This is a genomic window from Allomuricauda sp. MMSF_3307, from assembly GCF_030733585.1.
In the GTDB taxonomy this organism is placed as follows: Bacteria; Bacteroidota; Bacteroidia; order Flavobacteriales; family Flavobacteriaceae; genus Flagellimonas.
Window position 1 is genome coordinate 364,545 of record NZ_JASHIQ010000003.1, and the last position, 20,629, is coordinate 385,173.

The 20,629-nt window shown below is 44.1% G+C and carries 19 protein-coding genes; 8 read left to right on the forward strand and 11 right to left on the reverse strand.

The window, feature by feature from the left end:
- Window positions 1-177: 177 nt before the first annotated feature.
- Complete coding sequence (locus tag RBB12_RS09965; RefSeq protein WP_306013568.1) at window positions 178-747, reverse strand: hypothetical protein; 570 nt, start codon at window positions 745-747, stop codon at window positions 178-180.
- 400 nt (window positions 748-1,147) lie between these two features.
- Between RBB12_RS09965 and RBB12_RS09970 the strand changes: the two genes are divergently transcribed.
- The 4 genes from RBB12_RS09970 (at window position 1,148) to RBB12_RS09985 (ending at window position 3,895) form a co-directional block, all read left to right on the forward strand.
- On the forward strand, window positions 1,148-1,591 hold the full coding sequence (locus RBB12_RS09970; RefSeq protein ID WP_306013566.1) for a YHS domain-containing (seleno)protein: 444 nt from the start codon (window positions 1,148-1,150) through the stop codon (window positions 1,589-1,591).
- 65 nt (window positions 1,592-1,656) lie between these two features.
- Window positions 1,657-2,142, forward strand: coding sequence for a DinB family protein (locus RBB12_RS09975; protein WP_306013565.1), 486 nt, complete (start codon window positions 1,657-1,659; stop codon window positions 2,140-2,142).
- Window positions 2,130-2,846 (forward strand): NRDE family protein, encoded by a 717-nt coding sequence (locus RBB12_RS09980; protein WP_306013564.1) that lies wholly within the window; start codon window positions 2,130-2,132, stop codon window positions 2,844-2,846. Before RBB12_RS09975 ends, RBB12_RS09980 begins: the two co-directional genes overlap by 13 nt.
- A gap of 5 nt (window positions 2,847-2,851) precedes the next feature.
- The gene (locus RBB12_RS09985; protein ID WP_306013563.1) at window positions 2,852-3,895 is read left to right on the forward strand and encodes a D-alanine--D-alanine ligase; all 1,044 of its coding nucleotides are present in this window, start codon (window positions 2,852-2,854) and stop codon (window positions 3,893-3,895) included.
- Between the two features lie 7 nt (window positions 3,896-3,902).
- Here RBB12_RS09985 and RBB12_RS09990 read toward each other — a convergent pair whose 3' ends face one another.
- The 5 genes from RBB12_RS09990 to rpsO all read right to left on the reverse strand — a co-directional run bounded on the left by RBB12_RS09990 (window position 3,903) and on the right by rpsO (window position 9,566).
- The gene (locus RBB12_RS09990; RefSeq protein ID WP_306013562.1) at window positions 3,903-4,889 is read right to left on the reverse strand and encodes a YpdA family putative bacillithiol disulfide reductase; all 987 of its coding nucleotides are present in this window, start codon (window positions 4,887-4,889) and stop codon (window positions 3,903-3,905) included.
- On the reverse strand, window positions 4,889-5,548 hold the full coding sequence (rpe, locus tag RBB12_RS09995; protein ID WP_306013561.1) for a ribulose-phosphate 3-epimerase: 660 nt from the start codon (window positions 5,546-5,548) through the stop codon (window positions 4,889-4,891). The genes RBB12_RS09990 and rpe overlap by 1 nt, the downstream gene beginning before the upstream one ends.
- Before the next feature lie 187 nt (window positions 5,549-5,735).
- Window positions 5,736-6,599, reverse strand: coding sequence for an RNA polymerase sigma factor RpoD/SigA (locus RBB12_RS10000; RefSeq protein WP_100817395.1), 864 nt, complete (start codon window positions 6,597-6,599; stop codon window positions 5,736-5,738).
- A 238-nt stretch (window positions 6,600-6,837) separates the two neighbouring features.
- Window positions 6,838-9,078, reverse strand: a complete 2,241-nt coding sequence (locus RBB12_RS10005) for a polyribonucleotide nucleotidyltransferase (protein WP_306013812.1) — start codon at window positions 9,076-9,078, stop codon at window positions 6,838-6,840.
- A gap of 218 nt (window positions 9,079-9,296) precedes the next feature.
- The gene (rpsO, locus tag RBB12_RS10010; RefSeq protein ID WP_179385189.1) at window positions 9,297-9,566 is read right to left on the reverse strand and encodes a 30S ribosomal protein S15; all 270 of its coding nucleotides are present in this window, start codon (window positions 9,564-9,566) and stop codon (window positions 9,297-9,299) included.
- 175 nt (window positions 9,567-9,741) lie between these two features.
- On the opposite strand from rpsO, the gene RBB12_RS10015 reads away from it, so the two are divergent.
- The gene (locus RBB12_RS10015) at window positions 9,742-10,620 is read left to right on the forward strand and encodes a hypothetical protein (RefSeq protein WP_306013560.1); all 879 of its coding nucleotides are present in this window, start codon (window positions 9,742-9,744) and stop codon (window positions 10,618-10,620) included.
- 72 nt (window positions 10,621-10,692) lie between these two features.
- On the opposite strand, the gene accD is transcribed toward RBB12_RS10015, so the two are convergent.
- Genes accD through RBB12_RS10030 form a run of 3 tightly spaced genes read right to left on the reverse strand, consistent with a single transcriptional unit; the run spans window position 10,693 to window position 15,287 of the window.
- Window positions 10,693-11,553, reverse strand: a complete 861-nt coding sequence (gene accD / locus RBB12_RS10020; protein WP_179385187.1) for an acetyl-CoA carboxylase, carboxyltransferase subunit beta — start codon at window positions 11,551-11,553, stop codon at window positions 10,693-10,695.
- Between the two features lie 27 nt (window positions 11,554-11,580).
- Window positions 11,581-12,648, reverse strand: a complete 1,068-nt coding sequence (gene fbaA / locus RBB12_RS10025) for a class II fructose-bisphosphate aldolase (RefSeq protein WP_306013559.1) — start codon at window positions 12,646-12,648, stop codon at window positions 11,581-11,583.
- A 53-nt stretch (window positions 12,649-12,701) separates the two neighbouring features.
- Window positions 12,702-15,287 carry a BamA/TamA family outer membrane protein gene (locus RBB12_RS10030; RefSeq protein WP_306013811.1) on the reverse strand — a complete coding sequence of 862 codons (2,586 nt, stop codon included), beginning with the start codon at window positions 15,285-15,287 and terminating at the stop codon, window positions 12,702-12,704.
- A gap of 60 nt (window positions 15,288-15,347) precedes the next feature.
- On the opposite strand from RBB12_RS10030, the gene RBB12_RS10035 reads away from it, so the two are divergent.
- Complete coding sequence (locus tag RBB12_RS10035; protein ID WP_313882847.1) at window positions 15,348-16,031, forward strand: RNA methyltransferase; 684 nt, start codon at window positions 15,348-15,350, stop codon at window positions 16,029-16,031.
- 1 nt (window position 16,032) lies between these two features.
- Here the strand turns inward: RBB12_RS10035 and RBB12_RS10040 are convergent, their stop codons facing one another.
- Together RBB12_RS10040 and ubiE are read right to left on the reverse strand one after the other, a co-directional pair.
- Window positions 16,033-16,731 (reverse strand): porin family protein, encoded by a 699-nt coding sequence (locus RBB12_RS10040; protein WP_179385184.1) that lies wholly within the window; start codon window positions 16,729-16,731, stop codon window positions 16,033-16,035.
- A gap of 4 nt (window positions 16,732-16,735) precedes the next feature.
- Complete coding sequence (gene ubiE / locus RBB12_RS10045) at window positions 16,736-17,464, reverse strand: bifunctional demethylmenaquinone methyltransferase/2-methoxy-6-polyprenyl-1,4-benzoquinol methylase UbiE (protein ID WP_179385183.1); 729 nt, start codon at window positions 17,462-17,464, stop codon at window positions 16,736-16,738.
- Window positions 17,465-17,659: 195 nt separating this feature from the next.
- On the opposite strand from ubiE, the gene trkA reads away from it, so the two are divergent.
- Together trkA and RBB12_RS10055 are read left to right on the forward strand one after the other, a co-directional pair.
- Window positions 17,660-19,009: a Trk system potassium transporter TrkA gene (gene trkA, locus RBB12_RS10050; RefSeq protein ID WP_179385182.1), complete on the forward strand. Its 1,350-nt coding sequence runs from the start codon at window positions 17,660-17,662 to the stop codon at window positions 19,007-19,009.
- Window positions 19,009-20,499, forward strand: coding sequence for a TrkH family potassium uptake protein (locus tag RBB12_RS10055; RefSeq protein ID WP_293283457.1), 1,491 nt, complete (start codon window positions 19,009-19,011; stop codon window positions 20,497-20,499). The genes trkA and RBB12_RS10055 overlap by 1 nt, the downstream gene beginning before the upstream one ends.
- The last annotated feature ends 130 nt before the right edge of the window (window positions 20,500-20,629 follow it).

The following is a 20,629-nucleotide window of genomic DNA, read 5'->3' on the forward strand; positions in this document are numbered from 1 at the left end:
AACGCTGCCAAGCCTTGAATTATTTCATTTTAGGCAGTTGAGGGCTTTTTTAATGGAAACTGAACGATGTAATCCCAAAATCTTCGATGAATGAACAAAAGAACAAGCCCGACACACTCAGTTTTTGGTGCATCGGGCCAGTTGTTGGTTCCATATGTTATAGGTAAGTATGCTATTTTATAATCCCAATAATTTGGATGTCTCCTTATAGTTGTTCAGGTTTAAACCGTTTGTTTCGACTACGTTTGCTGGCACTAGTACATAGCGTATCATATAATCTGGATTATCTTGGACTGTTAATACATTGTTGTTGGAATCTGTCATCTGAATCCTAATACCATCAATATCTGGAGAAGTATAAATAAAAAAGGTAAAATATACTTTTCCAATTGTTGTCGGAAGGGTGTATACAAAACTGGTTTGATTATTGATTCCTCGAAAGTATACCATAATAACTCCTCCTGTAGCGATAAACTCTTCCAGGTCAATATCCTTCACTTCTATTGACATTTCGCCAAAGCTTGGAGTAGCGCCATCATCCCATTTAATGGTTTGCCAATCCGAAGCTATCACATTGGCATTTCCATCTTGTCCAGCCGGCCCTTGGGCCCCATCTTTGCCATCAATACCGTCAATACCATTAATACCATCCTTTCCGTCTTCGGGCGAGCAGGAGGTTAAAAGTACACTTAGGCCCATAATCGCATACAGACCCATTTTCAAAAAATTCAAAGTTGTTGTTTTCATAATTTTTGATTTTTGTTAAGGTTCCATTTTGGACTTGGTTTCGGACTTTCTCACCGCCCTTCGTTTGCCAAAATCTTAGATGGAGGTTGTTCATTTTAGGGTCAAAGTTAGATGTGGTTTTCATTCCATTTTGGGCCAATTGATGGATGCGCCTTTTGAATTGACGGATGGGCCTTTTGGCTTGATCTGTGAAAAAAGAAATAAGATATATCCTACAAAATTTTAATGCTTCTGACCATTTTTAATCTCATTACAAGTATTACTACATCCAAAGTTTGAGGTTGGTCTAAGCTTAACATTGAATTATTCAACACATCAACTGAAAGGAATGTATCTGGTTATGGACTAAAAGTGGAGAAGTGAACTTATTCACCACACAAATCATCAAATAAAAAGGACTATGCGCTTTATTTTTAATGTACTTTTTCTGTTAATCGGCACTTTTGGTTTTGCCCAAGCCGTGGATTACAACACCAAAGGGGGCTATGCCGTGGAAGGTTACGACGTCGTTTCCTATTTTGAAGGGCAACCGTTGGAAGGAAAAAAGGAGTTTACCACAACCTATGACGGAACCAAATTCAAATTTGCCACCAAAGCGCATTTAGAAACCTTTCAGAGGGACCCAAAGGCCTATTTGCCACAATATGGGGGCTATTGTGCCTATGCTGTTGCCATTAATGGTAAAAAGGTGAGCGTAGACCCACTTACGTATGAAATCAGGGAAGATAAGCTCTATCTATTTTATAATAAAGGCAAAAACAACACCTTGGAATTTTGGCGCAACGAATCTCCGAACGAATTGGTTTCCAAGGCAGATAAAAACTGGGAGCGGATCAAGAATTGATTATTCTTTCTATCTTATACTCCAATTGATCAAAAAACGAATACAAAACCAATATCTAAACTATCATGTTCAAATCATCCTTGGAAACCTTGGAGCAGTTTAAGCAGGTGCTTTTAGAGTTGCCGGCCGACTGTTATTCCCAATCCTGCGAAACCTTGTCCAATGCTTCCATAGGGCAGCATACCCGACATGTAATCGAACTTTACCTCTGTTTATTGCATGGATACGACCTTTCCGAGATTTCATATGACCGTAGGGAGCGTAACCTTCAAATTGAACAGGATTTGAATTATGCCCTGGAACGCATTTCCTACATTCAAGGGCATTTGGTAAAACCGAACAAGTCAATTCGGATTAGTTATGAACTGGGTGGTGAAGAAAGTAATCTGGAGTCCAATTATTTCAGGGAGGTGATGTACAATTTGGAGCACACCATACATCACCAAGCCTTGATCAAGGTTGGGATTCGGCATTTTTCCACCCAACAGCTACCAGACTCCTTTGGAGTAGCGCCATCTACCATGCAATACAGAAAGGAATGTGCACAGTAAGCTTTATTTCGCAAGGTGAAAGTTATTGGATTACCTCCAACAGGGACGAGCATATATCTCGCCCCTCTGCCCATAAGCCAAACGAAGAACGGATAGGTAAGGTTAAAGTACTTTTTCCCAAAGATCCCAAGGCAGGAGGTACTTGGTTCGCACTGAAGGAAGATGGTGCCGTAGCCGTGCTGCTCAACGGGGCCTTTGTAAATCACGCATCAAACGGAAAGTATGCCAAGAGTAGGGGATTGGTGCTGTTGGATATCATAGCATCAGAAGAGCCCTTTGTATTCTTGCAAGAGATGGATCTATATCGAATCGAGCCCTTTACCTTGGTGCTTTTTCATAAGAAACTATTGGAATTCAGGTGGGATGGTCACCAAAAATATTTTAAGCCCTTGAATCATCAAAAGAATCATATATGGTCATCCGCAACTTTATATCGTGATGATGTCATTGCATATCGAAAACAGTTGTTTGAGAAGTTCATGGCTAATACGAGTGCTGTTTCGTTTGAAAAGATATTGGATTTCCATTCCAATAACCATAGCGATTTTGAAAATGGGTTTATCATTGATCGGGAAACCGGATTAAAAACCTTTAGTGTCACCCAAGTGGTTTTGAATAGTGACGGAACCACAATGAGACATTTGGATTTACGGAATGATAGGTCTTTTGAAGTGCCTTTTACATCCAATCAACTTACGTTTTAAAAGCTATGGATTTTTTGAAACTGACATGGCATCGTATCACTCATTGGGAATATTGGCCCTTTTGGTTGATCTACTACCCCATGTTTCCTGTGTGGCTTTACTATTCCTTCAAAGCGAGGTCGATATTCTTTTTTAACGCCGCCAATCCGGGTATGAAGAATGGCGGCATGGCGATGATTTCCAAAATGGACATCTATCAAATGATTCCTTCGCAGTTCATCCCCAAGACCTTGTTCGTGGATAAAAATGCCGCTGCTGACGCGACCTTGGAACTCATACGGGACCAAGGCATTGATTTCCCATTTATTGCCAAGCCCGATATTGGGATGAAGGCCTTTGGTGTAGAGAAGATTCATGATAAAGATGAATTTGCGCAGTATGTGGAATGGAGCCCTTCCCATTTTTTAGTACAGGAACTGATTCCGTATCAAAAGGAAGTGGGCGTTTTTTACGTGCGCAGGCCCGGGGAACCATCAGGTACCGTTACGGGAGTGGTGGCCAAGGAGTTTCTTTCTATCACTGGGGATGGCCATAGCAGTATGTTGGAACTTATTAAGAAGAACACGCGCAGTCATCTACAATTAAAAGTATTGCAAAAGAAATACGGTAACCAGTTGGAAGAGGTGCTGAAAGATGGGGAAACATTTGTTTTGGTTCCCTACGGTAGCCACACTCGTGGAGCCAAATTTGTTGATATCAGCCATCGCATCAATAAAGATTTGGAGGAAACCATCGATGCCATCTGCTCTCAAATGAACGGGTTTTACTATGGACGGTTGGATGTGCTGTGCAACTCCTTTGAAGATTTGTGCCAAGGCCGCAACTTTAGTATTATCGAAGTGAACGGGGCAGGAGGAGAAGCGACCCATATTTACGATCCCAAGCATTCCTTATGGTGGGCGTGGCGAGAAGTGGCCCGCCATTGGGGCATGTTATGTGAAATCAGCATTCTCAATAACCAAAAAGGACATGCCTACCTGAGTTTTCGTGATGGCCGGTCTATGCTGAAGCAAAATGGAGCCTTGCAGTCCCGTTTAAAATTCCATTGAAATTAATTTAGGCCTTCTGTTCCGCCAATTCCAATTTATGCTTGATCGCATTCATGATGATGGGTGCGTGGATACGGGAGTTCTCGATAAACCATTTATGGGTTTCCATTCCCCCACAGATAACACCTGCCAAAAATAGGCCCTCGACATTGGTTTCCATGGATTCCGGGTCATAGTTGGGCAATCGTTTCGCGTCTTCGGATAATGCAATGCCCAGTTTTTCCAAAAAGGCAAAATTGGGACGATACCCGGTAAGTGCCAGTACAAAATCGTTCTCCAAAACAACTTCACCGTCTGGGGTTTCGATGACAATCTCGTTGGACCTGATTTCCTTGACCGTCGAATTGTAATAGGCCTTGATACTGCCTTCCTCAATACGGTTGATGATGTCGGGGCGCACCCAATATTTTACCCTTGGGCCCACCTCCGGGCCACGGATGATCAAGGTGACCTCGGCACCTTTACGCCAACATTCTAATGCCGCGTCTATTGCCGAGTTACTGGCACCAATAACCGCCAATTTTTGACTGGCATAAAAATGGGGGTCATTATAGTAATGGGATACTTTGGGTAAATCCTCGCCAGGAACATCGATGGTGTTGGGCAAATCGTAGAATCCGGTGGCGAGCACTACATTTTTGGCAACATATTCCCCTTTGTTGGTCTTTACCAAAAAGGAATCATCCTGTTTTTCGGTATCCAGAACTTTTTCAAAAAGATGGATATTGAGTTGGTTGGAGGTTACAATCCTTCGATAATACTCCAATGCTTCGTTGCGTTTGGGTTTGGCCTCCTTACTGATAAAGGGGATGTTGTCGATTTCCAACTTCTCCGAAGAAGAGAAAAACTGCATGTTCACGGGATAATTGAACAACGAATTCACTATGGTCCCTTTTTCAATGATGATATAGGAAATCCCTTGTTTTTTGGCTTCTAGTCCACACGCAATCCCAATGGGACCACCTCCAATAATGACAACATCAAACTCCTGCATTAGGCTATTTTTTCCTTTAATTCTTTAATGGTAGCCGTTGGGTCTTCGCTTTTGAACACAAAACTACCCGCTACCAGCACATCTGCTCCATGGTCCACCAGTTTTTTGGCATTTTCTGCATTTACGCCTCCATCGATTTCGATTAAGGTTTTCGCATTCTTGCGGTTGATAAGTGCTTTCAGGTCGGCTACTTTTTGATAGGTGTTTTCGATAAAGGATTGTCCGCCAAATCCAGGGTTTACACTCATCACAAGAACAATATCAATATCCTGAATGGTATCTTCCAACAAATTCACCGAAGTGTGCGGGTTGATGGCCACACCAGCTTTCATCCCCTCGGCCTTAATGGCTTGCAATGTTCTATGCAAATGTGGACATGCTTCGTAGTGGACGGTAAGGTGGTCTACCCCCAAATCACCAAAAGTTTTGATGTACCTGTCCGGGTCAACAATCATTAAATGGGTGTCCAACGGTTTTTTGGCATGCTTGGCAATGGCCTCAACCACAGGCATTCCAAAGGAAATATTGGGTACAAAAACCCCATCCATGATATCCAAATGGAACCAATCGGCATCACTTTGATTCACCATTTCTATTTCCTGTTGAAGATTGGCAAAGTCGGATGCCAGTAGCGAAGGGGCAATCATTGATTTGTTCATGTTACAAAGTTAGCCAATTAGGGCCATCTTTAAACGAAAAAAACTCCGGTAATCAGCCGGAGTTTATTCATCAATCAAAAAACGAACAGTCATGATAAACTGTTATATCTTACTAAATTACAACTTTCCTGCCAAAAATCAAATTTAAGGATAGTTTAACTGTAATTATTCGTGTGTTTTTTACCCTTTATCCTAAATAAGTCTTTAAAATCTTACTTCTGGAGGTGTGTTTCAATCTTCGGATAGCTTTTTCCTTGATCTGGCGAACACGCTCCCTGGTCAGGTCAAAAGTTTCCCCAATTTCTTCCAAGGTCATGGAATGCTGTCCGGCCAACCCAAAGTAAAGTCGGATAACATCGGCTTCACGAGGGGTCAAGGTTTCCAATGCACGCTCGATTTCTGTACGAAGGGAGTCGTGCAAAAGTTCCTTGTCCGGGTTAGGGGATTCACCACTACGCAATACATCATATAGGTTGGAATCTTCACCATCGATCAAAGGTGCATCCATGGATACGTGGCGCCCTGAGTTTTTCAAGGATTGCTTCACATCTTCCACGGTCATGTCCAATTCTTTGGCAATTTCCTCTGCGGAAGGTGGACGCTCGTGCGCTTGCTCCAAGAAAGCAAAGGTTTTGTTGATCTTGTTGATGGAACCGATTTTGTTCAATGGCAAACGAACAATACGGGACTGCTCCGCCAAAGCCTGAAGAATGGATTGACGAATCCACCAAACAGCGTAAGAAATAAATTTAAATCCACGGGTTTCATCAAAACGCTGGGCTGCTTTAATAAGGCCCAAGTTTCCTTCATTGATCAAATCCGGAAGTGTCAACCCTTGATTTTGGTATTGTTTTGCTACAGAAACCACGAACCTAAGGTTGGCTTTGGTCAATTTTTCCAGGGCAACCTGGTCTCCCGCTTTAATGCGCTGTGCCAATTCCACTTCCTCATCGGCGGTAATCAAATCCACCTTTCCAATCTCCTGCAAATACTTGTCCAACGACGCGGTTTCCCTATTGGTAACCTGTTTTGTAATCTTTAACTGTCTCATCTAATTATCCCTTCAAATTTTATTTTGTGAACCGGAGCTCAATAGGTTATACGTTCATCAAACGGAAAAAGTTACATTTTAGTTACATTTTTTTAAAAAAAACCTCATTTCTAGCTATTGAGATCGACCACTTCTCGACTGCGCTCGAAGTGACAATGTAAGACCCTGCCTCTGATTAAAAAACAAAACCCCGAGGAATTTCCCCGGGGTTGTTTTTATGATCTAGAAAGGTTGATAGTTAATCCCTTCTCGGCTTTCTATCGCGGTTGCCACCTCTGCGGTCGCCTCCACCTCTGCGGTCACCGCCTCTGCGATCACCATCTCTATCGTTTCTTGGTGCACGCTCTTTGTACCCTTCAGGTTTTGGCAACAAGGCTTTCCTTGATACCTTCTCCTTTTTGGTTCTTGGGTCCAGCCCGAAGTATTTCACATCGAACACATCACCCATGTTCACCACATCGGATACATTTTCAGTACGTTCCCATGCCAATTCCGATACATGGAGTAGGACCTCGTTACCTGGTGCCTCGGTGTATTCCACCACAGCTCCAAAGTCAAGCATTTTGATGACTTTTACTTCGTAAACGCTGCCTACTTCCGGTTTGAACATCAACGCATCGATTTTGGCCAATACCTTGTCGATACCATCTTGATCTGTACCCAAGATTTCCACGATACCTTCCTCGGTATCTGGGTCCTCATTGATTACAATAGTGGTTTTGGTCGTTTTCTGAAGCTCTTGAATCACTTCTCCACCTTTACCGATAAGGGCACCAATGTACTCTCCAGGAATAATTCTGGTAACGATTTTTGGTGCGTAGGATTTCACCTCTGGTCTTGGCTCGGCAATGGTTTCTACCAATTTGTCCAAAATGTGCATTCTGCCATCTCTGGCCTGCATCAAGGCTTTTACCAAAATTTCGTAGGAAAGCCCTTTTACTTTGATGTCCATTTGACAAGCAGTGATACCATCTGCGGTACCGGTAACCTTAAAGTCCATATCGCCCAAGTGATCTTCGTCACCCAAGATATCGGATAGAACCGCATATTTACCAGTTTCGGTATCGGAAATCAATCCCATTGCAATTCCAGAAACGGGTTTTTTCAGTTGAATACCAGCATCCATCAATGCCATGGTACCGGAACATACAGTGGCCATTGAAGAGGAACCGTTGGATTCCAATACCTCGGACACCACACGCACGGTGTATGGGCAATCCGCAGGAATCATACCTTTTAATGCACGTTGCGCCAGGTTACCGTGACCAACCTCTCTACGGGAAGTACCTCGAATGGGTCTTGCTTCACCAGTGGAGAAAGGAGGGAAGTTGTAGTGCAAATAGAATGTTTCTTCACCTTCATAGGATGGCATGTCTATTTGGTTCGCTTCTCTTGAGGTACCCAAAGTGACCGTAGCCAAGGCTTGGGTCTCGCCACGGGTAAAGATGGCAGAACCATGTACGGATGGCAAATAATCGATTTCGCACCAGATGGGGCGGATATCGGTAGTTTTACGGCCATCCAAACGAAGACCTTCCTCTAGGGTAAGGTTTCTAACGGCTTCTTTTTCGGCTTTATGGTAATATTTGGAAACCAAATCACCAATCTCTTCCAATTCTTCCTCGGAAAAGGAGGCTTTGATTTCTTCCTTGATTGCAGCAAAGGCTTCGCTACGTTCCTTTTTGGATGAACCTGCTTTGGCCACTTCGTAAACTTTGTCGTAAGCCATGTCGTGGATTTTCTTTTCCAGATCGGCATCTTCGGCTTCGGGCTCGTACTCACGAACTTCTTTTTTGCCAAAAGCTTCAGCCAATTTTACTTGGGCGGCACATTGTACTTTGATAGCTTCGTGGGCAAATTTGATGGCTTCTACCATCTCCTCTTCGGAAATCTCGCTCATTTCTCCTTCTACCATCATAACAGAATCTGCGGATGCACCGATCATCATATCGATGTCCGATTCTTCAAGTTGGGCTCTGGTTGGGTTGATAATGAGCTCGCCATTGACTCTACCTACGCGTACCTCAGAAATAGGGCACTCAAAAGGAAGGTCCGATAGTTGGATGGCTGCGGAAGCGGCCAATCCAGCCATTGCATCGGGCATCACTTCTTCGTCGTGCGACATGAGTTGGATCATGACCTGTGTCTCGGAATGGTAATCCTTGGGGAACAAAGGTCTCAATACCCTATCCACCAAACGCATGGTCAATACTTCACCATCGCTCGGTCTGGCCTCTCTTTTGAAGAAACCACCTGGGTAACGTCCTGCCGCAGCAAATTTTTCACGATAATCAACGGTAAGTGGCAAAAAGTCCACATCCGAAGCTTTGTAATTGGAGACAACGGTGCATAATAACATACACTTGCCTGATTGGACAACAACAGAACCATGGGCCTGTTTTGCCAGTTTTCCGGTTTCGATAGAAATCTCTCTACCGTCACCAAGGTCTATGACCTCTCTGAATGTCTTTGGAATCATAAAAATAATCTTACCCTGCCTTATGGCGGGGTCGTTAAACATTTGGTCTACCGCCATCCGGGCGGTCGGGTTGTGTTGTTGTTGTGTGTGCCTTGGAGGCACTTGACCAATGAAAAACTATTTGTAGCTTTTTGTGTTTGCCCGGTTGCCCGGGACTTTTGGGTGATTGGAACACGTCCAATCAAAACAAAGGGGAAGCCAAAGCCTCCCCGATTGTTTTATTTTCTAATATTCAATTCCTTGATCAAGGAACGATATTTTTCAATGTCTTTTTTCTTTAGGTAATCCAAAAGACTACGTCTTTTACCTACCAATGCCACCAAAGAACGCTCGGTGTTGTAATCCTTGTGGTTCCTTTTAAGGTGACCTGTCAAATGGTTGATACGGTGCGTGAACAATGCAATTTGTCCTTCCGTAGAACCGGTGTTGCTCTCAGAGCCGCCGTATTTCTTGAAAATTTCGGCTTTTACTTCTTTTGTTAAATACATTCCAATATTTTTTTAAATGATTTTTATGTATTGATTGTCAGTTCCTTTGCGGTGCTCAGGTTGAGCAATCAGCCTGCAAAGATAAACTCTTTTTCCTAATCTACGAATTTTAATGGGAAATTAAACCTTTTCCCAAAGTTTCTATCCAAGAAGCAAACCTATAAATTCAATCAGTATGAAAAAGAGACTAAAATCAATCCATTTAACTGGAATCGCTTCTTTGCTTACGGGTATCTTATTATTGATGTTTGTATCCTGCAGCAAAGATTCCTCAAATGAGGAGGAACTCACCACTGCGGAGGTCATGTCGGCCACAGAGCTACAATTTAGTGACGAAACGGATATGATCACCGAAGAAATTATGAGCATTGCGGAAGATGTATACGCCACGGAAGAGATTGCTGCCACTTCAAAAGGGAATTATAGTTCGGATTATCTGCCAGATTGCGTTACCGTTTCGGTTGTTTTGAACCAAGGTATGAGAGAGGTTACGCTAGATTTTGGGGAAGGATGTGAGCTGCCCACCGGAAATTTGGTCAGTGGAATGGTTAACCTTAGCTATGTCTTGGATTTGGAAGCTGCTTCCAATAGGGTGGAACTGACCCTGGAGGATTTTACGTTTAACGATGTTTTGGTAGAAGGTGATGCCACCATTGTGAGGGTGCGAAGCAATGAAAGCGGAAATCCACAGGGAACAGCCAACGCTACTTTTGTGGCCACATGGCCCAACGGGGATACAGCTTCTTTTGCAGGTACCCGAACCCGGGAATGGATTGAAGGGTTTGGTACGGGGTTTTGGGGCGATAATGTGTTCCTGATTACTGGAAAGCGCACCTATATCAGTAGGGCAGGGAATGAATTTGTAAAAGAAGTGATTACTCCCTTGCGACGGGAACTGTCTTGTCGATTTATTGTAAGTGGCGTTTTGGATATTTCTCGTTTGGGGAATACCGCGCGTCTCGATTTTGGTGATGGTAGTTGCGATGCCAAAGGTACGCTTACTTATGCTGATGGCACCGAAGAAGAAGTGTTTCTACGACGGTTTAGGAAATGATTCTCAAGTAAAAGGTACTCGACGGCGCTCGAACCGACAGCAAATGAAAAAGCCCCGATTTCGGGGCTTTTATTATTCTCTTATGGGTTGATTCGTGATCAAATCTATGTACAGATTGATTTTTTTCTTCAAATCGCGTCGATGTGTGATAAAATCCAAGAAACCATGTTCTTTCAAAAATTCCGCAGTTTGGAAACCTTCGGGAAGGTCTTTCCCTGTGGTGTCTTTTACAACTCTGGGCCCTGCAAAACCTATCAAGGCACCTGGTTCTGCAATGTTGATGTCACCAAGCATGGCATAGGACGCCGTGGTTCCACCCGTTGTAGGGTCGGTACACAAAGAAATATATGGAATCTTGGCTTCGGCCAATTGTGCCAGCTTTGCCGAGGTCTTGGCCAACTGCATCAAGGATAGGGCGGCTTCCATCATACGGGCGCCTCCTGATTTGGAAATCATTACAAAAGGAATCTTTTTCCTCTTCGCCACATCTATGGCCCTTGATATTTTTTCGCCGACAACGCTCCCCATAGATCCCCCTATAAAGGCGAAGTCCATACAGGCGACCACAATATCCTTTCCTTGTGATTTACCGACCGCAGTTCTTACGGCATCCTTCAATCCCGTTTTTTTCTGGGCGGCCTGCAAACGGTCCGAGTATTTTTTGGTATCCACAAACTTCAAGGGGTCCTTGGAAGTCATTTTGGTATCCAGCTCACGGAACTTGTTATCGTCAAAAAGAATCTCAAAGTATTCTTTACTGCCTATTCGAACATGGTAATCATCCTCTGGACTTACATAAAAGTTTTTGGCCAAATCTTCGGCCTCCACAATCTTACCGGTAGGGGATTTGTACCAAAGCCCTTTTGGGGTGTCTTTCTTCTCCTCCGTAGCGGTCTGTATTCCTTTTTCCTTTCTTTTAAACCAAGACGACATGCAATCAATATTTAATTAAACAAAGGATTATAGGGTGTTCACGTTGTTCAAATCTTCAAAAGCCTTTTTTAAGCGGGCAATGAAGGTTTTTTCACCTTCGCGAAGCCAAACACGTGGGTCGTAGTACTTTTTGTTGGGTTGGTCTTCACCCTCTGGGTTTCCAATTTGGGCTTGTAGGTAATCTGCTTTTCCTTGGATATAGTCCCTAACTCCTTCCAAAAATGCGTATTGCAAATCGGTGTCGATATTCATTTTGATGACCCCATAACCGATAGCTTCGCGGATTTCCTCCACTGTGGAACCGGAACCTCCATGGAATACAAAGTCGATATGGTTGTGCTCTACTCCGTATTTTTCTGTGATAAACTCTTGTGAGTTTTTCAAGATTTTTGGTGTCAATTTTACGTTTCCAGGCTTGTATACCCCGTGAACGTTACCAAATGCAGCTGCTATGGTAAATCTATGGCTTACTTTGGAAAGTTCCTCATAAGCGTAGGCTACTTCCTCGGGCTGGGTGTATAATTTGGAATCGTCCACATCCGTATTATCCACACCGTCTTCTTCCCCTCCAGTGATTCCCAATTCAATCTCCAAAGTCATATCCATTTTGCTCATGCGCTCAAGATACTTTTTGCAGATTTCAATATTTTCCTCGAGCGGTTCTTCGGAAAGGTCGATCATATGCGAACTGAACAAGGATTTGCCAGTTTCTTTATAATGTTGCTCACTAGCGTCCAAAAGCCCATCGATCCAAGGCAACAGTTTCTTTGCACAGTGGTCGGTATGAAGAATCACGGTAGCTCCATAAGCCTCTGCCAATTGGTGTACATGTTTTGCTCCTGCAACGGCTCCCAAAATGGCAGCTTGTTGGTTTTCGTTGGAAAGTCCTTTACCTGCGTTGAACTGGGCCCCTCCATTGGAAAATTGAATGATTACGGGAGAGTTTAGTGCGGCAGCCGTTTCCATGACGGCATTGATACTGTCCGATCCGATTACATTAACGGCCGGAAGTGCATATCCGTTGGCCTTGGCATGGTTGAAAATTGCTTGTACTTCATCCCCGGTAGCAACGCCGGGCTTTATATTGTGGGACATAGTTTAAATTGGTTTCGAATTAAATAGGAAACAAAAGTAATAAAATATTTGCTCTAGAAGGGATAATTGATCCCGATGTTAAATACCGCTCTTTTAAAGTTATACCCATCGAACCAACGATCCGAACCCTCTCTGGCGGGATTGTAGGTTTTGAATCCTACATCCAACCTAAATACAAAATAGGTAAAGTCGTACCGCAAGCCCAATCCCGTACCCAGTGCAATATCGGCCAATGAGGAGAATCCGCTGAAAATGGCTTCTGGGTTGTTCTCGTTATCGAATACGTTCCAGATATTCCCGGCATCGGCAAATAGCGCCCCTTTTACGTCACCGGCGATGGGGAATCGATATTCCAGATTTAAGGCCAGTTTTAGGTTGGCTTCGTTAAAGTCGTTGATGTTGTTGGTTCTACCTGGGCCCAATTCGTAGGCATTCCAGGCACGGTTGTCGTTGGAGCCACCGGCAAAGTAACTTCGTACAAAGGGAATATTGTCTGCATTGCCGTAAGGAATCGCAATTCCGGAGAAACTTCGAAAAGCGATGACCTGACCGCCTCCAATGCTCCAATGGCGAATGTAATCGAATTCTGTTTTTACATATTGGGAAAAGGGTACCCCAAAAACAAGGTTTTGGCCTTGGTCGTTTTGGTTGTAGGGAATCACATTGGTGAGCAGGGAAAGCATAGCGCCCGCACTTTCCAGTTTGATGCGATATTGGTAAAAGTCCAAATCGTTGATTCCGGATTTGCTGTTTTTGGTATGGGTAAAGTTACTGGCAAAAATAAGGTTGTTTTCCGTTAGTCGCCTGCGTCTTTCGGCAATGCTGTTCACTTGCTCAAAATCGTCGTTGCTCACTGGGATTTCGCCCTCCAGCACACGACGCACAAAGGTATTTGCTCCAGTAGGAATGTTCAATCGGGGATCCTCGCCCTCTTCATCCACGGGATTGAACAAATCCGCATACTGTGGGTCGTCCTGAAAGGCATCGGCGATGTCGTCCAAATTGGAAAATGTATTCCGGTAGACGTTGAAAAAATTGTTTGGGTTCACGTTGCGCACAAACTCAACGTTTATCAATTCTATATTGTTCTTTAATCGTTCCGTGGGAGACCAGTTGAACGACAAGACGGAGTTAAGGGACTGTTTGTCCAGACCAATGTTCTTTTGAAAATTCGTACCCGCCGATAGTCGGCTCTGTGGCAACATATAGTATGGAATAATCCTCTCGGTGTTGAAGGGCAGCCAGATCCTTGGGAATGTAATATTGATGTCACCACCAAGTTCGGAGGTAAAGGTTTCGTTGGACAAGGATGCGTCGCTTAAAAGACCAATGGAACCGCGAGCGGAGACATTCAAGGTTTCCGCACCGCCAAATACATTTCTGGTAATTACACCAGCGCTAAATGCAGTTCCCACCCTTTGAATGTTCGAATGGGTTACATCAAAATTGAGGTTTAACGAGTATTTGGGTTTTGCAGCTAGGTAAATATTCGATTCCAAACGGGTGTGTGAGGAATCGGGTATAAACTCAACGTTCGGATACTTAAAGGTATTGAGGTTCGTAATCTGCCTGTAGGTGCGAATGCGGTCCAAATCCCTGTAGATACTATCTTTTTCAAAGAAAACGGCATCGGTAAGTGCTTTTGGCCTGTACTTTAATTTTCCTTTATAGTAAATGTTGTAATTCTCGTACTCCACTTTTTGCAAGGTGTCCGTGCCGCCACCAATATCGTAATCCGCATAAATGTTGATTTCTTTATGTCGTGCCACTTTATAAGGCATACTGGTGTCGGTACTGTCGTTGGTACTTCGGAATTTTTTGATGTTCAACTGTACATCCATCAATTGGTCGTCCGCAGCGAGGGTGGTATCCCGTAAAATATTGTAGTTGATGGAGCTTTCCTGAAAATTGTAGACTCCCGAATTCCGGAAAAGATTGGTCAACCGCTCCCGTTCCAAGGTGAATTTTTCCAAATCAAATTGTTCTCCCTGTTTCACAAGGCTACTGCGCTCGGCATTTTTATAAATGGAATCCAACTCGGGCGAGGTGATGCTTTTTTGAATGGTGTCCACTATATAGGGCTTGTTCAGTGTCACACGATACTCGATTTGTGCCTTTCTGTTGTTTTTTCCGGGGATGATTTCGTATTCCCCTGAGTTGTTGAAGTATCCCTTGGTATTGTAGTACGCCTCTAACTTACTGACAGATTTGTTCGTTTTTGAAGTGTCGATAATCGCCGGAGGTTCCCCGATACGTTTGAGAAATTCGCTCGCACCCTTTACCATGAAGGATTCCCTCAGGCGGTTTACCTGCTTTTCGGAGAGCAGATTGTTCAGGCGTTTTTCCCTTTTTTCTTTTCGGTTCAGCCAATCTTCAAAGGAAGAGTCGGGATTTTCTTTGGCAAGGTTATAGAGGTTCAACTTTAAAGGGTACCCCAGTACGCTGCTATTGGGTTTTTGGGTAATAAGACCTTTTATTTCGCTGCTGGTCACTTTTTCGTCATCGACCAGAATGGTGTTTTTGGTGAGCAATAGTTCATCCTCCCCAACCTTTTTTAAGGTATTGCAACCCAAAATGCTTAGCAAAAGCAACAATAATCCTATTTTTGCCCAGTTGCACGATACACCAAAACCACTCATAGACGCCAAAAATACACGATTTAGATGGTTACAAAAAACCAAATTAAACTAGTTGTAAGCTTGAAGCAAAAAAAGTACCGATCTCAACACGGTCTTTTTGTAGTGGAAGGCGAAAAGGTGGTTCGGGAACTGATGGAGGCCACTGTAAAGCCCTTTGCGCTCTTTGTTGATGATTCAACCCTTTTGAAAAAGTTTGAAGATGCGGAGTTGGTTTCGCCCCAAGTGTTGAAACAAATGAGCAGTTTGACCCATCCCAGCGGTATTTTGGGTGTTTTTCACATGATGGAGCCCAGGGATAAAACCAAAGCGGATTGGACTGTGGTGTTGGACGCGGTTAGAGACCCGGGGAATTTGGGCACTATCATCCGATTGTGTGACTGGTTCGGTATAGATGAATTGGTGTGCTCTAAGGATACCGTAGATTGCTACAATCCCAAAGTGCTGCAGGCGACCATGGGTTCCATTGCACGGGTTTCCGTTACCTATACCAATATTGCTGACTATCTGAGTGAATCGGAACGTCCGATATATGGCGCCTATATGGACGGAGCCTCTGTTTATCGCACCAATTTGGGTGAAAATGGCATTTTGGTGATGGGCAATGAAGCTAATGGGATTTCGGAGGAAATCGGCAAGTTGATTACTGAGCGGATATCGATTCCGCAGTTTGGTGGGTCCACCACCGAAAGTTTGAACGTCGCCACCGCAACGGCCATCCTATTGAACGAAATCCGAAGAGGATAGCTTATTCAAAGGTAAAATTGATGAAAATGCCCCTTGTTCGCATAGCTGCTATGTTTCCGGTCCATGGGCTGTTTGGGTCATTGTCGGGAACCAGTTCATCCGTTAGCGCAAAAACGCCACGAATGGATGGGGTAAATTTGAAATATTCGGTGTAGAGATCAATCCCGAATCCCAGTTCATACCCATACACATTCTGTTTCATACGGAATTGTCCTGTGCTGTTGTCGTCCAAGCTGTCTTCATTGCTCCCAAGATTGATGGACGTGTACACCCCAGCTGTGATGAATGGTTTCCAGTTCCCGATTCTTCGGGTGCTGGCCTTGATCAACAGTGGAAATCGAATGTAGGTGGACCGTACCTCACGAATGGCATCCGCTTGATTGGTGAAGCCGGGAAAACCCAAAGTGCGGGCGGTGTAGAGCAGACCCGGTTCAAAACGGGCATCCAAAAACTCGTTGATTCGCAGTTCACCAATCAACCCCACATTGAAACCAAAACTCTTATCCACCAAAATATCCCTTCCTATGTCCTCTTTGTATTCAAACTGGAAATCGTATTGGTTAAAACCGAGATAGTACCCCCAATTCAGGAATTTTTTGTCCTCGTTCTGAAGGTTCAATATTGGATCGCCTCCAAACTGGGCTTGGGCCATTGGGCATGATAGTACAATCAGTCCAAAGAAAATCAGGAGATTTTTCATCAATCTATTTTGAAGCAACATAAATGGATGCTACACCCATTGTCTGTGGTTTGTTCTCTACTCCTATAAACCCAATTTTCCTCAAAATATTGTTGAAAGCCTCCCCATGTGGAAAAACAGACGCCGATTCGCTCAAATAGGTGTAGGCTGATCTGTCCTTGGAGAATAGTTTGCCAATGGAGGGCATAATATGTTTGGTGTAGATGTTGTACCCTTGTTTAAATGGAGTTTTTGTGGGAACGGAGGTTTCCAATACCACAAAATGTCCTTTTGGCTTGAGTACCCTGTAAATTTCTTCCAGTCCTTTTTCGAGGTCCTCGAAATTACGTACTCCAAAGGCAACGGTAATGGCGTCAAAGGAGTTGTCCTCAAAGGGCAGGTTCTCGCTATCGCCCACCACCATCTCAATGGTGCTGTCCAGTTTTTTATGGGCCACTTTGTGTTTTCCTACTTCCAACATCCCGGGGGAGAGGTCGAGGCCCACAATTTTTTCGGCCCCTGTTTTGGCCATGGCAATGGCCAGGTCCCCGGTGCCCGTTGCGATATCCAAAATAGAGTTAGGGGATTTATCCTTTAAAAAGGCCACGATGCGCTTACGCCATTTAACATCTGTTCCAAAGGAAATTACGCGGTTGAGACCATCGTAGCTTCCCGAAATATTATCGAACATTTGCCTTACCTGCTCTTTTTTACCAAGCTCAGATTCTTTGTACGGGGTTACCTTTTTCGACATTACTTCAATTTGATCGCAAATATACAACTTAGGTTAGGGGATGAAGACAAAAATATTTGTGTAATTTTGCCCCCTGACGGAATTTATTTTCCCGTAGTTGTTTAAAAGTATGGACTTTACGTTGGGCGTACCAATCGTTGCACAAGTTGTATGGTGCAAATTGAACTTATTTAAGAACACATCCTATTCTAATCCATGAGAATCATTATTGCAGGTGCTGGTGAAGTGGGATTTCATTTGGCGAAATTAATGTCTTACGAAGCGCAGGAAATTACCCTGATCGATACCGATAAGGAACGACTGTCCTATGCGGATAACCATTTGGACATTCGGGTGCTTCGCGGCGATGCGACCTCTATTCAGGTTTTGCAGGATGCCCAAGTGGACGGTTCCGATCTTGTGATCGGGGTTACGGCCTCGGAGACCACCAATTTGACCTTGTGTGTTCTTGCGAAGCAGTTGGGTTGCAAGCGGACCATGGCGCGTATATCCAATACCGAGTTTATGGACAACCGGGAACTGATCAAGTTTGAGCAGTTGGGCATCGATGAACTGATTTCTCCCGAGCGACTTGCCGCCATGGAAATCCAGTTGATGCTCAATCAGTCCGCTTTTAACGATACCTACCAATTCGAAGAAGGTCTGTTGACGATGTTTGGGGTAATTCTGCCCAAAACCGCGCCTTTTGTTGGTAAAATGGTCAAGGAAGCCGCACGAATTTTCCCGGAACTCAATTTTATGCCCATCGCCTTGCAGCGTACAGGTACCCAATTCACTTTGATCCCGCGGGGGGATACCGTCTTCAAAGAAGGTGATCAGGTGTATTTTATTACTTCTGACAAAGGGGTAGAGGAGTTGTACAAACTTTCCGGGATGCAAAAACAGGACATCAAAAATGTGATGATCTTGGGAGGAAGCAAAGTCGGTTTTAAAACGGCACGCGATCTATGCAACAAAAGGTTCAACGTTAAATTGATCGAAAAGAACAAGGAAAAGGCCTTTGATATTGCCGACGAACTACCGCATGCCTTGGTTATAAACGGAGACGGGCGGAATGTGGAACTCCTGGAAGAGGAGAACCTCGAATCCATGGATGCCTTTATTGCGGTAACGGGTAACTCCGAAACCAATATTATGTCCTGCTTGGTGGCCAAGAACAAAAAGATCAAGAAGACCATCGCCTTGGTGGAAAATATGGATTACTTTCAGTTGTCCCACTCTATTGGAGTTGACACCTTGATCAATAAAAAGCTCCTTGCCGCCAATAGTATTTTCAGATACATCCGTAAGGGCGAGGTGTTGGCCTTGACCCGGTTGAACAATTTAAATGCCGAGATATTGGAGTTTGAGGTGAAAGCTACCTCCTTGGTGAACGGAGAGATTATCCGAGAGTTGAATTTTCCCAGAGAGGCCAGTATCGGTGGGGTCATCAGAAATGGAGAAGGGATTATTGCCCTCGGTGATTTTAGGATCATGGAAGGGGACAAGGTTGTGGTCTGCTGCTTGCCTAAAGCCATTCCACGGATAGAAAAGCTGTTCCTCTAATGAAGCTCAATACACAGATCATTATCCATATTATGGGGCTATTGCTGCTTTGCAATGGTTCCTTTATGCTTTTGGCCGCTTTGGCGAGCGGTATCTACAAAGACGGCGTTACCATGGATATTATGCTTGCCGCCATTGTTACCATGCTTTTTGGAATCATGGCCATGTTCTACACCCGTGGTCATAAAAAAGAGGTCAAAAGGAAGGAAGGATACATTGTTGTGACCTTCGGATGGATCATCATGTCGATATCGGGAACCCTGCCCTATCTATTTTCCGGGGCCATACCTTCGATTACCGACGCTTTTTTTGAGACCATGTCGGGCTATACCACTACAGGAGCTTCTATTCTGGATGATATTGAGGCCCTCCCCGAAGGTATTTTACTTTGGCGAAGCCTTACGCACTGGATTGGGGGAATGGGGATCATTGTTCTGGCCATTGCCATATTGCCGTTGTTGGGTATTGGGGGAATGCAGTTGTTCGCCGCTGAAGCGCCTGGTCCGGGCGGTGACAAGCTCCACCCTAGGATTACCGATACCGCAAAGCGTCTGTGGCTGATTTATTTTGGGTACACCGTATTGGAAAGTTTACTGCTCAAATTTGCGGGAATGTCCTTTTTTGATGCCATCAACCATGCCTTGGCGACCATGTCCACCGGAGGTTTTTCTACTAAAAATGCCAGTTTGGCCTATTGGAACGACCAACCCTTGATTCAGTATATCGTTATCCTGTTTATGTTTTTGGCAGGAAGTAATTTTGTACTTAGTTATTTTGCGTTAACAGGTCGCGGACAGCGTATTTTAAGGGATGAGGAATTCAAATATTATTTTGGGTTTATCGTGATATTTACACTGATTGTTGCTTTGGGCGTTTACTTCAAAGCAGATGTTCCGGTGTCCGATTTTCACCCCATGATTTTTGGGGAGGCCGAAAGTGCCTTTAGGCATAGCCTCTTTCAAGTGATAGCGGTTATTACCACCACGGGTTTTGTCTCGGCAGATTTTACCTCGTGGACCCCGTTTTTGACCGTTTTCTTTTTTGGTTTGATGTTCCTCGGGGGGTCTGCGGGCTCCACGGCAGGGGGAATTAAGGTGATGCGCCACTTGCTCATCATTAAAAATGGAATTTTGGAGTTTAAGCGTACCCTCCATCCCAACGCCGTGATTCCTGTTCGATACAATCAAAAAACAGTTACTGAGCATATCGTGTATAATGTAATAGCCTTTTTCGTGCTCTACATGCTGCTGTTTATCATCGGGTCGTTGGTGCTTGGTTTTCTGGGATTGGACTTTGTTTCTGCCGTGGGTGGTTCGGCCTCCTCTCTGGGTAATGTAGGTCCTGCTTTGGGTAGTTTGAACCCGGTGAGCAACTATAACAGTCTTCCGGCAGCGGGAAAATGGTGGTGTGGCTTCTTAATGCTCTTGGGCCGATTGGAACTCTTTACTGTGCTGATTGTCCTAACCCCTTATTTCTGGAAAAAGACCTAAGTTCATCGAGATCCTTCATGAACAATCGTTTTTAATTTGATGCACTGTGTTAATCAAAAAGGATAACAACGGATGGCATTGAACTACAAGTCAATGTGTCTAAGTTAAAATCCGGGGAAGAATTTACCCA